Genomic DNA, 14,476 nt, shown 5'->3' on the forward strand with positions numbered 1-14,476 from the left:
GTTTCGTAAACCTTTTCTGATTTTGCAGTTTATAATAGTGCTTTGTCAAGGTGTGGGGGAGGTAACTGTGTGCCATTATAGGTTCATTTTTTACTGTTCTTAATGTCCCCCGAGTCGCGGGCTGTTGAATTTTTTACTTTGTGCAGACGGAGGCTATCATGCTGCCGCTTTGCGGTTCTTGGTCTCAAGCACGGCGTCGCCAGGTATCCTTTCGGTCCCACGTGCGGGTTGTGCCTTGCGCGAAGTCCTGATGGAGGGGAACAGGCCAGTTGCGTTTTCTGCTATGTTGTACAGGGGAAAGGTAGCTATCTTATCCCATGCTTGACAAAAATGACGGATAACAACGCAGAGGTTCTAATAATGAATGATCACGACTACGTGAATTTTTCACAAGAACATGAACTTAACTACATATTAAAGAAGTTTGACAAAAGACAGACGCAAAGCAATCGGAATATACTTGTTGGTATTGGCGAAAGTGTAAAGGCCAGTACCGGCAAGTCGATATTGAAGCATGGTGAATTTCACCCTTACGTTAAAAGTAAGCTCAGTCGACTTGAATAGATGCTTATCGAAGTGACATCGAGCCCGCCTTTCGGCGGGCTACCCTCTCACCACTCCACCGCTTCAATCCCCTCCCGATCCTCGGCCTCGAGCGCTGCATCGAGCTGCTCTTTTAGCTCCCAGCTATGCCGGTATTGCTCGCTGATGTGCGCCTGCTTGGCGTCATTGAGGGCGAGCATTTCGTCGGCCGTCAGCTCGTATTTCGTGTTCGACTTCGCACGGAACTCGAACGTGTCGTCGGGGCTTCGCTGGGCGCTGACAGCGAGGCCGGTGATGTTCTCGCGGTCGCGCTGGCGCATCTGCACTGTGTCGGTCTCATCGCCGAATGTGTACTCGAAACCGGCGGTTATGGCCGCGTCGCGTGCGGCTTCGATGGCGCGGCGTTTGAGCTGGGCGAGGTCTTCCAGGGGCTCGGGCGGCGCTTCGTCGAGTGCTCCATCGGGTGGCTCGATGCCTAGCTCTGTGATTTCGTGGCGCTCGCCGTCGTCTTGCCAATACACATGGCCACGATAGTCCGGCACTAGCTCCCAATCATCGCCCGTGTAGCGCGCGACCTGGTGCTCGTCGGGCGTGGGCGGCTCGATGCTGGTTGCGCCTGCCGGGATGCGCGGGTCGCCGCGCATGGGGTCGAGAGGGGCTTCGCGGCCTGCGGGGTTCATGGCGGTCTGGTCGGTCGGATTAATATCGTAGATGCGCATCGTGAGCCTCAGATTTTAGTGAGCCAGATGACGGCGTTGTTCCGGGGACGGGTTTCGTCGCTAGTGCGCGGTGCCCACGTTTCATATTCAAAACTGGATAATCTGTATGTTCTAAGTTCTTGACTTGATTGAATATTAAGGTTGTCTCCTATCACTGACGAATCCTCGATAAGGCCATCTTTAAACATCGAGTCACTGAACATAGAAACAATACTTTGTTCTTTAGACTCACCGCCACTTCCCGTACTCGTCGGCAATCCGTGTGCGTGATCCTGCACTGCATCGCTCTGGTGCTCGTTAAGCCCGCGCTCGATACTCGCATTCCAGCCGCGCTTAAAATCGCCATCATTGTCGTTGGGCATGCCGAACGTTGTTGAGCCATCCCCCTCGCCGTGGGTCGTGCCATTCGCTGCGAAAATGCGGCGATAATCCTGGCGCGGTGCAGACTGCCAGCCGTCGTTTTCGAGATAGCCCTCGGGTAGCGTCTCGGAGCGCCATTCGATGACCGTGCCGGGGCGCACGCCGTCCCAGACCATCCAGATGTGTGGTCGGTTGTCGGAGTTGGTCGGATCGACGTCTTTGACGGTCTCATCGCCATCGCGGTCGTAGAATTCGTAGAACACGCCGTCGCTGCCGCGCACCGTTTCGCCTGTTGAGTAGGTGCGCTCGGGGTCGTAGGCGGCGAATTGATAGGCCCCGGCGGCCACCGCCTTATCGATCATTACCTGAACGCCGGAGGGCTTGGCCGCGCGGTCGGCGCGCTCGCCAGCGAGATGTTCTGGCAACGTCGCGAACTGCATCATCCCCTTGGCGCTGGTCGTGGCGTCGGGGTGATTGCGGCTTTGTGCGTGTTCGTCGATGGCGTCGTCGACGTATTCGCGCGTGGCGAGGACCACGGATGGGTCGACCTTGAGCGTCACCGCGGCGGTGTCGGAGACCTGCATGACAAAGCGGATCGTCTGCGTTCGGCCGGAGCCTTCCGAGAGCACGGGCTTGTAGGTTTCCGGGTAGTTGCCATAAGCGATCATGTCGCCATCGGCGTCGTATAGGCCGATCTCGCGAATGGTCCAGCCGCCGACGTCCGGGGGCAAGACTTGCTCGACGACGATCCAGTTGGGGTTGTCCTCGTCGACGACGCTGGTGTTGATCGCGGCGCGGCGGACTTGGTTGACGAGCGATTCGCGATCGCTGTCAGGCGTGGGGAGGCTGCCGCCGCCGTCGCCGATGGCAAGTTCGCTGATCTCGATGGTGCCGCCCAGGGCGATGGCGTTGGCCAGCTTCGCCTCGCCGATGGCAGTGGGCAGCGTGTAGAACTGGGGCATGGGCGACAGCTCCTCTTATGTTTGCGCAGGTTGCGGGTAGACGGTGGTGGTGTCGATGACGTGCAGCGCGCCGCCGATGTAGATCGGGCCGGTGGTTTCGGTCGCCGGCGCGGCGTAGGGGTACACCGTGGTGGTGTGGCCGTCATAAACGGCGGCGCCGAGGTATAGCGGCCCGCGCGTTTCGCCGAGTAGGTCGAGCCCGACGATGTGGCGCGTGAGGGGCTTCGCGTCTTCGACGAGGCGTGTGAGCTCGGTGTACATGGCATCGGTGATGCCGGTGTCGAGCACGCCGATGCGCAGCGCGAAGGTGCCGGGCTCGCCGAGCGGTTCCATCTGCCACCATTCCTCGACTTCCAGTAGGTAGCCCAGCGGCTCGACGACACGGCGTAGTGCGCTGATCGTGCCCTTGCGTCGGTGGACGTAAAACGCGCTCTTGATCACCTCGCGCTTGGCGGCGTCGCTCCATGTGGGGTCCCAGCGATCTACGCTGAACGCCCAGGCGAGGTACGGCAGCAGCCGCGCGGGGCAGTCGTCCGGGTTCCAGAGTTGGCGCAGCGGTACCGGGACGCGCTGGATCTCGGCCAGGGCCTCGGCGGCAGCGCGCTCGAGCGGCGTGGCGTTCGGGGGGAGCAGTTGATTAGCCATCGTCGCCCCCATCCGCTGTGACCGTCGAGCCGATGCAGTGGCCGGCCTGGGTGCGGTCGAGCACGACGTCGCTTTCGGGCTGGTTCAGCGTGACGTTGCGCACGCCTTCGACGTGCAACACCGCGTAAATCGCACTGCGTCGGATGCTGCGGCCCAGGCGGCGTTGCTCGCTTTTGTAGTCGGCGAGGCGATCTTCCGCCGCCTCGAGGATGGGGCCTTTCTCCGGGCCGTCTTCAAGTTCGAGCGCGGCGTCGATTTCGTAATCGACGATATCGGCGCTTTGCACCGTGAGCCGGTCGCCGACGGGGCGGATGTCCTCGGCTGAGAGCGCGGCGTCGACGATGTCGAGTAGGTCCTGGCTGGCCTCGCCGTTGCCGTCGCGCGCGAGGATCGTGACCAGGGCGTCGCAGGGTTCCGGGCTTTTGGCGCTGGCATCGGCGACGCGGCCATCGGCGCTTAGTGCGTGGAATTCGTAGGCCTTGGTGGGGCCAGCGACGCTCAGCCCTTCCCACGCGCGTTGGGCGCGCATACGCAGCTCGGTGTTTCCCTCGTAGGTGGGCGGTACCGGCGGCGTGGCATCCGGGTCGCCTTGGTCGACGATTAGGCGCTCGACGTTGTAATTGGCGGCGAGCTGGTCGAGATCCTCGTCGTTCGAGTATGCCAGCATCACGGCGCGCGCGGCTTCGTTGACGCGCTGCCGCCATGTGAGCTCGCGGTAGGCGTTTTCCTCGAGCAATTTGGTCAACGGCTCGGATTCGAGATCGAGCGTGGCTTCGACGTCCGCGCGTTTGTCATCGGGTGTCAGCTCGAGCAAACGCGCGCGGCGCTCGGCGAGGATCGTCTCGAAATCGAGTTCCTCGACAACAACGGGTGATGGGAGCTGGGAAAGGTCGATGGGCGAGCTCATGCGGCGGCCCCCAAGGGAACGTCGATGGCGACGTCATCACCGGTGTCGACGCGGCGCCCTGCGATGCGCAGGTCGAAACGCCCTGGGCGTGTGGTGGAGACGATGCGGGTGATCTGCGTCACGCGGACGCGCGGTTCCCACTTCATCAAGGCGACGACGGTGGCCGAGTAGGCGCGCAGGGCCGTGGCACCGTTCAGCGGCTGGTCGATGAGTTCGGGCAGCAGCGAGCCGTAGTCGCGGCGCATCACCCGCGAGCCCAGCGGCGTGGTAAGGATGTCGGTGATCGACTGCCGAAGGTGCTCGAGCGAGTCGAGGCGCTGGCCGGTGGTGCGCGACATGCCGGTCATCATCTCACCTCGTAGGTGCCGGACGACGAGCCGCCGGTGACCGGCACCTCGGCGTTGGATTGGACTTCATCGACCACGGCATTGGCGATGGCTTCGGCCATTCGGTTGACCCAGCTGTATTCCCCGGTCGCGGTCGCGCCTTGGGCGCGCATTTCGCTGACGATGCGGCTTGTGAGCTGAGACTTGCTGAGCGCCATAGCTTATTTCCCCGCCGTGACTGTGCTGCTGCCGTCACCGTGCGGGTTGCCGGTGAAGTGGCAGATGTGGCCCGTGGTGACGACTGGATTGCCTTGGTTGTGGTGGATCGACTCGGCATCGACGGTGACGGTACCGGTGGCCTTGACGGCGATATCGCCTACGCAGTCGATGGAGAGCCGATGGTTTTCGTGGTCGTACTCGATATGAGTGCCGTCGGGTAGCCAGCGACCGATGACGTTGGCATCGCTGGACGGCGCTGGGTGTGCGTTGCGATAAAGGCCGGTAAGCACCACGCCGGCCGCTGGATCGCCGCCGGGCGAGAACACGATGACCTGCTCGCCTTTCGTCGGCGGGTTCCAGTCGCGCGTCGTCCCCGCTCGGCCCTCGATCCAGGGCAGCCAATCCGTCAGCAGGTCGCCGGAGCTAACGCGCACACGCGCGGCGTCGTGATCCACTTCGGCGATGGTGCCCAGGCGGATGAGGTTATGAATCAGGCGGAGAAGTTCGGCGACGTTGTGCATGCCGCTATCGTGCGGGGACTGAGGCAACTGGCGAAGCGGGAGCGGGTGTGGTGCGGGCGTCTTACACCGGGTCTAGATGGTGGAACAGTGAGTTGATGATGAGTGCGCGGTCGGCGTCGGTAAACCCGAGCAGCTCGCGCTGCGGGTAGTCGATGGTGGGGCCGTCGCGGTCGACGCGGTCGCGCAGGCCGTATTGGTGGGTGCGGGCGATGCGCGCGACGTTGCCCATAAAGGCGACCACGGCGGTGTCGCCGTGCGCGGTGGCTTTCATCCATTTCGCGGTGGAGAGCTTGTCGAACATGGCGCTTCGGCGAATGCCGCCTTGGCGGGCGCGCCATTTCTGGGGCTTGCGAGGCGCGTAGGGCGTGCCGTCGGGGTTGGTCTGTGCGCGGATGCGCTGGCGTTGGCTGCGGCGCAGGTCGCGAGCGATGACGCGCGCCAGGCGGCGGCGTTCCTTGGCTTCGAGTTGGGCGAGCAGGGGCGCGGCCCAGTCTTCCAGGGCTTGCAGGTCATCCGTCATCGGTGGGTTCCTCGCCCCATTCGGCAACCAGGGCGTAGTCGTCGTCGGCCTCGGCGTCGCGCAGTAGCAGCTGCCAATGCGTGATGGGGCAGGCGTCGCGCTCGAACCGCGACAAGACATGGTCGACATGGATCGCACCGTTGTCGCAATCGACCTTGGCGATCACGCGCTCGGTGAGCCGCACGCGCAGTGCCACATCTACCGCTTGGTTGCTGAGGATCTCGGCCTCGAACGTCACCGCCTCGCCGGGGTCGGCGTCGGGCTGATACTCGGCCAGCCACTGCAGCAATGGCACCATGACGGTGTCGAGGTCGTCGCCGAAGTCGGTCAGCACCAGCTGCGCGGCGAACTGGTATTCGTGGGATAGGTTGGGGCCGCGACGAAATTCGAGGCTGCCATCCTCGACGAATGTCAGTAGGCGATCGGGATCGCGGGCCAGCCCCGGCACGGCGTTAATCAGATGCGTGCGTAGCAGATGCAGTTTTTTCATCGGTGTGCTCGTGGCATTGGATGATGGCGTCGACCTCGGCCGCGCATTGCGCCCAAGCGGCCTCGGTCCGTTCGAGTTGCTCGAGTAGCGCGCCGTTAGTCATCGGGGCGCTCGCGGGGAGGCTGCACGGACTGGGCGTCGCGCAACGCTTGACGATAATCGGCGGCGCCGGTGACGGCGGGGCGCTCGCGCAGGCGGATAACAGCGTCAGGCAGGCGAGTGCCGGCCCACGCGCGTAACTCGGCATTTTCATGGATCAGCTCCCGCAGGCGGGTGAGTCGGTTCGAGGCGGTGCGCTCCAGGTTGGTCTTCGTATCGTTCAGTTGCCGGCGTTGGTCCTCGAGGCGCTGGGCGTTTTGCCACAAGGCGTCGATGACTAGCTGGCGTTGGGCGCTTTCGGCCTGGGCGGTGTCGAGCGCCTGCCGGGCGCTGGCTGCATCGGTCAGCGCGGTGCGGTATTCCTGCCAGGCGAACCAGCCGCCGGCACCCACCAGGCCGGTGCCGATCAGCACCAGCCAGACCTTGAGCGGCACGCCGCCGAGGAAACGCCCGAGAAGCGCCATCATTGATCCAGCCCTCGCAAGCAAAGCTCTCGCTCAGCGGCGCGGCGTTTGATCAAACCAGCGAGTTTTCGACCCTTGGCGTAGACCCAGCGGTTTAGCTCTTCGCAGGCGGCGCGCACCTTGCCGGCATTGAGTCGCTTTAGCAGTGTCGAGCGGGCGAATTTCCCTTCGCCGACGTTGTAAACGAATGAGGCCAGGGCCGCGCGGCGCGCCGGGGGAAGCTCCACCTCGACGCGCTGGTCGACGGCGTCGAAGGCGTCGCCGAGATCCTTGGCGAGCAATTCCTTGCACCGGGCCTTACTCAGGGTCTGGCCCATATCGACATCGCCGGTGTGCCCGTAGCAGATGGTCGGGATGCCCACCGGGTCGCGGTAGGCCTCCGACCGGTAGCCCTCGAACTGAGAGACAACCGCCGTGGCGAGGCTGAGGGCGCCGGCGGTACCGCCGACGATGATGCGGCGTTTGATCGACATTATTTCGCCCTCCAGTGCTTCCACTTACGCACGTAATGCGGAATCAGCAGGCCGATTTGCAGCGCCAGGTAGAGCAGGGTGAGGGCCGTGACCCAGTCGGCCGGCGTCATGCCCCCCATGTACAAGGCGGTGACGAATGCCGGCGGGGTCGCCTTGACGCTTTCGGTGGTAATTTCGAGCGGCTGGGCCATGCGGTCCTCGGGCTTTTCGGGCGCGTTTAAAAACTCATCAATCCCAGAGCTGCACGGCGGGCGCGCGGCTGGGCTGTCGGGTGATCTCGGGCAGCGTGACGGGTATGCCATGCGGCAATATCGGCCCCAGGTCGGCGACGCCGGGATTGGCCTTCAACACGCGTTCGGTGACGCCGTCGGTGCGGCCGTAGGCGCGATAGCAAATGGCATCCAGGGTATCGCCCTGGCGCGCATGCACGGTGCGGCTCATATCAGCTCGACCGTGCTGTGCGGGCGACCTTCGATCTCGCTGATCGCCCAGGCGGCATCGCGCCGGTAGCTTTCACCGGTGTACTCGTTGAGATCGCCCCGGTCACGGGTCGAGGCGGTGGCGTCGTAATCGCGATAACGCTCGACCAGGCTGGCATGCGCCGTGGAGAAGACCGCGCGGCGATACAACGCATCGAACACGCCCGGCGCTTGCCAGATCGGTACCGGCACGGCATCGACGGTGGCGTAGCCGGCGTCGACCTGCTTGGCCTGCCAGTTGCGCAAGGTGCGGTTGACCGTGGCCATGGCGGCGAGCAGGGCGCCTTCGATGCGCGCGGCGGTGATGGTGCCGTCGAGACGATGCGTGTCGCGAAACTCACTGGGTTCGATATCCGGCCAGAAGCCGTTATTCGTGACGGGCTCGGCGGTGGTCGTGCTTGTCGTGCCGGTCGAAACGAAGCTGCTCATCGTGGCTCCTGGTGATAGATAAAACGTCGTTCGCGCGGCGTCGGGCGCGATGAATAAACCGTGAAGGGGGTGGGCGATGGATCGAGGCGGCAGCCCCTGGGCTTGCCTCTACCGTCGCGCCCCCTGACGTCGGCGTGCGACCTGGTTGCAGCGTCAGGCCTGGTGGTCACCAGCGCCCTGATCGCCTGCGTTCTTCACCTCGCGCTCGAGGCGCTCGATGTCTTTCTTCACGCCGGCGCGCTCGTTGAGTTCCAAGGCGCGACGGAAATGCGTCAGCGCGTCCTGCGGTTCGCCGGCGGCGCGATGGGCGTTGCCCAGCGCCTTGTGCAATTTCGCCCGGATCTGGTCGTGCATGTCCGCGCCTTCGGTGAGGCGTTCGGTCTCTTGGAGAGCGGCGAGCAGCGAGGCGTCGTCGTCGCCCAGGGCCAGCGCTTGGTCGGCGGCTTCCTCGACGAGAATCGCGGCGGTGGAGCGCTGGAACTGATCGCCGGGCTCGAGCCCGTAACGCAGGGCGTAGCGGGCGATGCTCAATGCACCGTCGATATCGCCGATGTCGATGCGCCAGAGCAGAACACGCATCAGCACCTCGTCTTGTGCGCCGGCACCGCCCTCGAGCACGCCGTCGACGTAATCGGCGTAGTCGGGGAGGATCTCGCGCTTGATAGCGACCTTGCGCTCGATGGACTGCACCGACTTGAGCCGGCGGTAGTCCTCGAAGAGCTTGGCTTGCATGAGGTGGTATTCGTCGCCCTGCATGGGCGCGTCGCCGGCGTCACGCGCCGCCTGGGCGGCGCTGACGCGTTCGAAGTGTTTGCGGATTGAGCTAGCCATGGGTTACTCCGCGGCCGCGTTGGCAAACTCGATGCCCTCGATCAGGCAGCCGAAGCCGTAATCCTCGATCACGTAGGAATCGTTGCTGGACTCGTAGTTGACGATGCGCTTGCGCTCCGGCTTCTCGACCAGGTGGCGCCGACGCGAGCCTTCCTGCCAGTAGATCGAGAGGTTCTCGGTGCTGGTGATGAAAATGGCGTTATCCGGCATGAACGGCACTTGCATGGCGTTCTGCCCACCGAGGCGCTTCGCCGCCATGATGAGATCCAGGGCGCGCGATTCCGTGGGCTGTTCCCACTCGTTGACCTTGGGCAGGTACTTGTCGGTCATTAGCGAGCGACCGACGACAGCGACGAGGTCGGTGTTATCGCGGTACCACGGGTCGATCAGCGAGTTGACCGCCTCGTACACCAGCGCATCGATGTTCTGAAATTCCTGGCCCTTGCCGATCTGGACACCGTCGATTACGCGTGCGGCGGCGTTGGTGCGGTATTGCTGCAACCAGCCCACGTTGACGTCCTCGAGCATTGGGTTTGCTGTGCGGTCGGTCTGCTTGGCAGCGCTGGTGCCGTTGAGCCCGATCATGATGCGGTCGAGCGCCTGCTGGCGAATGATCGCGTCGCGCACGCGGGCCTGGAAGTCTGGGAACTTGGCCCAGGCATCCAACTTGGCCCAGCTCAGGAAGGTGTCGAACTCGGTGGATGCGCAGCGGTATTCGTGTTCGTCCAGCGTGGTGGGATCGCTAGGATTGCGGTCACGCTGGCTGACGTCGGTACGCCCGGCGATGGGGCCGCTGATACCGAGGCCCAGCTTCTCGCCGATCATGTCCCGTACGCCGACCATGTTGACGCGGTTCAGGAATTCGCTGGATTCCTGGATCTTGGTTTCCAGCGTCTGCTGCACCGACGGATCGACATCGAACGTCGCGAACGCATCCGGAGCACCGTTGATCTGGGCGAGCCGCTGGGCGTAGTTATTCAGGAGTTTGCGGGTATCGTTACGCATGAGCGTCGGGATTCCTCAGCAGTCGGTTTCGATGGTGCCGTCGTCGCCGGAGGCGCGCTGGCGTTGGGGATGGCGCGGCGTGCTGTCGAGTTGGGCATACAGCTCGTCGAAGCGCTGTTGCAGGGCATCGTGCGCGGCTTTCAGTTCATTGAAAGCCGTGGCGCTGGGGCGTGACTTCAGGTCGTCGGCCAGGGCCTGATGCTTGCCGACGAACAGCTCGAGGGTTTGCTCCAACTCACCGCGAAAGTCCGCGAAGCTTTGGTCCGTCTTGGCGTCGTGCTTACGAAATAGCGCCTTGAGGCGCTCGGTGAGCGACGGGCCGGGGTCGGCCGGCGGTTCGGCGGGCGGCGTGGAGAAATCGAAAGTGGTTTCGACGGCTTCGGAAAAGAGGTTTTCCGTGCGCTGCTTGCGTCCGGACAGCGGCGACTCGTTACCCGCGCCGGCGGCGAACTGCAGCATCTGAGTGCCAAGCGAGGCGGGGGAGTCGGTGACGGCCAGGCCGACGAGATACGCCTCGCCGGAGTCGGCGAAGTTGGGGTCGACCTCCATCGAGGTGTAGACCTTCTGGCGCTTGTCGTTCAGCGCCTTCAGCTCGTCGGTGGGGTCGATGGAGGCGAGTAGCTGGAGCTTGTCGTCTTCGCCTTTCTCGGCCTTCAACGCGGTGACGTCGCCGTAACTCTTGAACGGGCCATCCGGCATCATGCCGCGCATGTGCTCCAGGTTGATCCGGCAGCCGTAGGTATTGGGGTCGAAGTTGTCGGCCATCTGCTGTAGCCAGGCGGCGCTGATGTTGCGGCCGTCAGTCGTCGCGCCTTCGGTCGCGATGCGAAACCATTTCATGAAGTGTCCTCGAGCGGTGCGGGATGCGTATGGGCCTCAGGTTCCGCGCACCGGGGGCCGGGCTCAACGCGGGCCGGGTGTGAGTCGGTTCGTCTACACCGGGGCAGGGAATGGCACGCCTTCGCGCGCGGGTACGCTGGGCGGCATGACGACATCGACGCCCGAACTGGATACCCACGACGCCTCGCGCCTCTCCGCCCGACATCTCTACTGGATGGGGTGGCGCATCGCGCGTATCGCCGAGTTCCTCGACCTACCCCGCGCCACCATCGACAGCTGGAAGAAGCGCGACGCCTGGGACAACGCCTCGCCTAGCCAACGCATCGAGGGCGCGCTCGAGGCGCGCATGATCCAGTTGATCTGGAAGGATTCGAAGGAAGGCAAGGACTTCAAAGAGATCGACTTGTTGGGCCGGCAGGTCGAGCGCTTGGCACGGGTGCACAAGTACGAGGGCAGCGGTAAGGAAAGCGATCTCAATCCCAACATCGAGCGGCGCAACGCCGGCGAGAAGCGCAAGCCGGCACGTAACGATGTCGGCGACGAGGGCGTGATACAGATCGTCGAGGCCTTCGAGGCTTCGCTGTTCGATTACCAGCGCGCCTGGTACCGCGCGGGCCAGCACGAGCGCATCCGCAATCTGCTCAAGAGTCGCCAGATCGGCGCGACCTGGTACTTTGCCCGCGAGGCCATCGCCGACGCGGTGGAGACCGGCAAGAACAAGGTCTTCATGTCGGCCTCGAAAGCGCAGGCGCATATCTTCAAGCACTACATCGTGCAGTTCGTGAAGGAAACCACCGGCGTCGAGTTGAAAGGGGATCCCATCGTGCTGGCCAACGGCGCCGAACTGCACTTCCTGGGAACGAACGCCAAGACCGCGCAGGGCTACCACGGCGATACCTACCTCGACGAATACTTCTGGATCAACGGCTTCGAGCAGTTCCGCAAGGTGACCAGCGGGATGGCGATGCACAAGAAGTGGAAACAGACCTACTTCAGCACGCCGTCATCCGTGGCGCATGAGGCGTACCCGTTCTGGACCGGGGAGCGCTTCAACAAGCGCCGCAAGAAAGACGAGCGCGTCGAGATCGACGTCAGCCATGAAGCGCTCGCCGGCGGCGCGCGCGGTGCCGATGGCCAGTGGCGCCAGATCGTGACCATTGAGGACGCAATCGCCGGCGGCTGCGATCTGTTCGATCTCGATCAGCTGCGGCTGGAATACAGCGATGAGGAATTCGCGAACCTCTTGATGTGCGAGTTCGTCGACGATTCGCAGTCGGCGTTCCCGATGATGACCATGCAACGCTGCATGGTGGATAGCTGGGACATCTGGCGCGACTGGAAGCCGTTCGCCGCGCGGCCCTTCGGCGACAAGCCGGTGTGGCTGGGCTACGACCCGGCGGGAGACAACCTGGACGGCGATGGCGCGGGCCTGGTCGTGCTGGCACCGGCCAAGAACCGCAACGACCGGCATCGCATCCTGGAGAAGCACCGCATCAAGGGGCAGGACTACGAAGAGCAAGCCGGATTCATCGAGCAGGTGACGCGGCGCTACAACGTCCAGTTCATCGGTATCGATATCAACGGCATGGGGGAGGCGGTGGCGCAGCTGGTCGCCAAGTTCTTCCCGCGCGTCACGCGCTATCGCTACACGCCGGACAGCAAGGCCGCGTTGGTGCGCCAAGCCCAACACATCATCGAGCGCGGGCGACTGGAATTCGATAGCCGCGACGTGATCGTCGCGCAGTCGTTCACCGCCATTCGTCGCGAGCTGACCGCGAGTGGCCGCCAATTCACCTTCACCGCCGGGCGCAACGCCCAGACAGGCCACGCTGACTTGGCGTGGGCGACGATGCACGCCCTCAATAACGAACCCATCGACGTGCTCGCCGAGGGCGAGCGCGGCGGCGCCATCATGGAGATGTCCGAATGACCATGGCAGACAAACCGCGCATGCGTGTGCCGGCGACCCTATCCGAATCCGAACCGGCGGGGGAGGCGGCAGCGTCATCCCCGGCGCGGGCCGAGGCGTTCACTTTCGGCGAGCCGGTCCCAGTGACCGATCTGGCTGACTTTCTCTACACCGGCTGCTGGATGCTCACGGCGCGCTGGTACGAACCACCGGTCGATCTGCCGGCGCTTGCCAAGGTGTATCGCGCCACGGCGCATCACGGCTCCAGTTTGCAGGTGAAGCGTAACATCCTGTCGCGTTCGTTCATTCCGCATCGCCTGCTGAGTCGGCAGGCGTTCCGCGCCCTGGTCACCGACTACCTGGTGTTCGGCAATGCCTATATCGAACGGGTCTACGGGCGCCTGGGGCGGCTGCTGGCATTGCGGCCGGCGCGGGCTAAGTACGTGCGTCGAGGTGTCGAGGAAGGGCAGTTCTGGTGGGTCACGTCCTGGCAGGTGGCCAGCGAGTTCGAGCGCGATTCGGTCATCCACTTGATGGAGCCCGACATCAACCAGGAGATCTACGGTGTGCCGGACTACCTCGGCGCGCTGCAGTCGATCCTGCTCAACGAGAACGCCACCCTGTTCCGCCGCAAATACTATCTGAACGGGAGTCACGCGGGGTTCGTGATGTACGTCAGCGACACCGCGCAGAACCAGGAAGACATCGACGCCATGCGTTCCGCGCTCAAGGAGAGCAAGGGGGTCGGCAACTTCCGCAACCTGTTCCTTCACTCGCCAGGCGGCAAGAAGGACGGCGTGCAGATCATCCCCATCTCAGAAGTCGCCGCCAAGGACGAGTTCGCCGGCATCAAGCAAGAGACCCGCGACGACACCCTCGCCAGCCACCGCGTTCCGCCTCAGCTGATGGGCGTGATGCCCAACAACGTCGGCGGCTTCGGTGACGTCGAGAAGGCCGCCAAGGTGTTCGTCACCAACGAGCTCGAACCACTGCAAGCCGTCTTCGAAGAGATCAACGACATCCTGGGCGAGAAGGTGATCCAGTTCCGGGAATACTCGCTGGATGGTGGCGCGTCACCCAACGCCCCCGTCCGCTGACCCTCATTCACTGCAGCTGCCTTGCCGCCCACCTGGGCGGCTTTTTTACGCCCGCACGATGCCAATCTCGGTTGAGACGCATTTACTCTTTGTAGTGCATTCATAGCGCTGTGCTTACGTGTGCCGTGCGCGAGCGCTTGCCTACCCCCGAGCCCATCGCAACCTAGCAACGCGCCACACGCTCCCACGGCGGGCGACCTCGCCCTACCTCGGCGGCGCCCCGCCGCGCGCCGTCGACACCCCGCCCCGCCTGCGCGCTAAATCGGTCGGTTTTTATGCGCTCATGCGTCTGGACGCAGGCCGTGCCGTTGCTGCGCTGCGTGGGGGTTATAAGGGGGCTGTTTTTCATGCGGATTTATGCGGTTTTGACGGGGTTATGCACAGGCGGTTTTCTGGTGACGGATGCAAAAGGCCGGGCCCCTTGAAAAGAGCCCCGGCCTTGGCGACTTCGTGCGTCGTGGTGGACTGCTGTACCGCTAGTGTACCAGGCTCCCCTTTAGCCCAGTCATGTCGGACTATGTTGTCCCATCCATCATCGGGGCAATTGAAAACCGGCGAGCCTTTGAAATAGGGTCATGTGCTTTCATATCAACGACTTACCATGTTCGCTATACTGTATATACATCCTGTTTAGTCAT

19 protein-coding genes are annotated in these 14,476 nt (G+C 63.5%); 2 read left to right on the forward strand and 17 right to left on the reverse strand.

Features of this window, described 5'->3' with window-relative positions; genetic code table 11:
• Nucleotides 1-611: 611 nt before the first annotated feature.
• The 17 genes from OP495_RS11650 to OP495_RS11730 form a co-directional block, all read right to left on the reverse strand.
• Nucleotides 612-1,262 carry a DUF4376 domain-containing protein gene (locus OP495_RS11650; RefSeq protein ID WP_280569393.1) on the reverse strand — a complete coding sequence of 217 codons (651 nt, stop codon included), beginning with the start codon at nt 1,260-1,262 and terminating at the stop codon, nt 612-614.
• A gap of 8 nt (nt 1,263-1,270) precedes the next feature.
• Nucleotides 1,271-2,584 carry a phage tail protein gene (locus OP495_RS11655; RefSeq protein WP_280569395.1) on the reverse strand — a complete coding sequence of 438 codons (1,314 nt, stop codon included), beginning with the start codon at nt 2,582-2,584 and terminating at the stop codon, nt 1,271-1,273.
• A gap of 15 nt (nt 2,585-2,599) precedes the next feature.
• Complete coding sequence (locus tag OP495_RS11660; RefSeq protein ID WP_280569397.1) at nt 2,600-3,229, reverse strand: phage tail protein I; 630 nt, start codon at nt 3,227-3,229, stop codon at nt 2,600-2,602.
• Nucleotides 3,222-4,136 (reverse strand): baseplate J/gp47 family protein, encoded by a 915-nt coding sequence (locus OP495_RS11665; protein WP_280569399.1) that lies wholly within the window; start codon nt 4,134-4,136, stop codon nt 3,222-3,224. Before OP495_RS11665 ends, OP495_RS11660 begins: the two co-directional genes overlap by 8 nt.
• On the reverse strand, nt 4,133-4,474 hold the full coding sequence (locus tag OP495_RS11670; RefSeq protein ID WP_280569400.1) for a GPW/gp25 family protein: 342 nt from the start codon (nt 4,472-4,474) through the stop codon (nt 4,133-4,135). Before OP495_RS11670 ends, OP495_RS11665 begins: the two co-directional genes overlap by 4 nt.
• Before the next feature lie 8 nt (nt 4,475-4,482).
• Nucleotides 4,483-4,680, reverse strand: coding sequence for a hypothetical protein (locus OP495_RS11675; RefSeq protein WP_280569403.1), 198 nt, complete (start codon nt 4,678-4,680; stop codon nt 4,483-4,485).
• Nucleotides 4,681-4,683: 3 nt separating this feature from the next.
• Entirely contained in the window at nt 4,684-5,202 is a 519-nt protein-coding gene (locus OP495_RS11680; protein ID WP_280569406.1) for a phage baseplate assembly protein V, read from the reverse strand.
• Nucleotides 5,203-5,263: 61 nt separating this feature from the next.
• On the reverse strand, nt 5,264-5,722 hold the full coding sequence (locus tag OP495_RS11685) for a phage virion morphogenesis protein (protein WP_280569409.1): 459 nt from the start codon (nt 5,720-5,722) through the stop codon (nt 5,264-5,266).
• Nucleotides 5,712-6,212, reverse strand: coding sequence for a phage tail protein (locus OP495_RS11690; RefSeq protein ID WP_280569412.1), 501 nt, complete (start codon nt 6,210-6,212; stop codon nt 5,712-5,714). Before OP495_RS11690 ends, OP495_RS11685 begins: the two co-directional genes overlap by 11 nt.
• A 95-nt stretch (nt 6,213-6,307) precedes the next feature.
• Complete coding sequence (lysB, locus tag OP495_RS11695) at nt 6,308-6,778, reverse strand: Rz-like lysis system protein LysB (protein WP_280569414.1); 471 nt, start codon at nt 6,776-6,778, stop codon at nt 6,308-6,310.
• A complete protein-coding gene (locus tag OP495_RS11700; RefSeq protein WP_280569416.1) occupies nt 6,775-7,248 on the reverse strand; it encodes a lysozyme in 474 nt (157 codons plus the stop codon). The genes lysB and OP495_RS11700 overlap by 4 nt, the downstream gene beginning before the upstream one ends.
• Nucleotides 7,248-7,439: a hypothetical protein gene (locus OP495_RS11705; protein ID WP_280569418.1), complete on the reverse strand. Its 192-nt coding sequence runs from the start codon at nt 7,437-7,439 to the stop codon at nt 7,248-7,250. The genes OP495_RS11700 and OP495_RS11705 overlap by 1 nt, the downstream gene beginning before the upstream one ends.
• A gap of 37 nt (nt 7,440-7,476) precedes the next feature.
• The gene (locus tag OP495_RS11710) at nt 7,477-7,689 is read right to left on the reverse strand and encodes a tail protein X (protein ID WP_280569421.1); all 213 of its coding nucleotides are present in this window, start codon (nt 7,687-7,689) and stop codon (nt 7,477-7,479) included.
• The gene (locus OP495_RS11715; protein WP_280569423.1) at nt 7,686-8,156 is read right to left on the reverse strand and encodes a head completion/stabilization protein; all 471 of its coding nucleotides are present in this window, start codon (nt 8,154-8,156) and stop codon (nt 7,686-7,688) included. The genes OP495_RS11710 and OP495_RS11715 overlap by 4 nt, the downstream gene beginning before the upstream one ends.
• Before the next feature lie 153 nt (nt 8,157-8,309).
• Nucleotides 8,310-8,987: a phage terminase small subunit gene (gpM, locus tag OP495_RS11720; RefSeq protein ID WP_280569425.1), complete on the reverse strand. Its 678-nt coding sequence runs from the start codon at nt 8,985-8,987 to the stop codon at nt 8,310-8,312.
• A gap of 3 nt (nt 8,988-8,990) precedes the next feature.
• Entirely contained in the window at nt 8,991-9,992 is a 1,002-nt protein-coding gene (locus OP495_RS11725) for a phage major capsid protein, P2 family (RefSeq protein ID WP_280569427.1), read from the reverse strand.
• Nucleotides 9,993-10,007: 15 nt separating this feature from the next.
• Nucleotides 10,008-10,832 carry a GPO family capsid scaffolding protein gene (locus OP495_RS11730; protein WP_280569430.1) on the reverse strand — a complete coding sequence of 275 codons (825 nt, stop codon included), beginning with the start codon at nt 10,830-10,832 and terminating at the stop codon, nt 10,008-10,010.
• A 145-nt stretch (nt 10,833-10,977) separates the two neighbouring features.
• Here OP495_RS11730 and OP495_RS11735 point away from each other — a divergent pair, with 145 nt between their 5' ends.
• The gene (locus OP495_RS11735) at nt 10,978-12,762 is read left to right on the forward strand and encodes a terminase family protein (protein WP_280569434.1); all 1,785 of its coding nucleotides are present in this window, start codon (nt 10,978-10,980) and stop codon (nt 12,760-12,762) included.
• Nucleotides 12,763-12,764: 2 nt separating this feature from the next.
• Nucleotides 12,765-13,838, forward strand: a complete 1,074-nt coding sequence (locus OP495_RS11740) for a phage portal protein (RefSeq protein WP_280569431.1) — start codon at nt 12,765-12,767, stop codon at nt 13,836-13,838.
• Nucleotides 13,839-14,476: the final 638 nt, after the last annotated feature.

The organism is Chromohalobacter sp. 296-RDG, from assembly GCF_029889885.1.
Classification (GTDB): domain Bacteria; phylum Pseudomonadota; class Gammaproteobacteria; order Pseudomonadales; family Halomonadaceae; genus Chromohalobacter.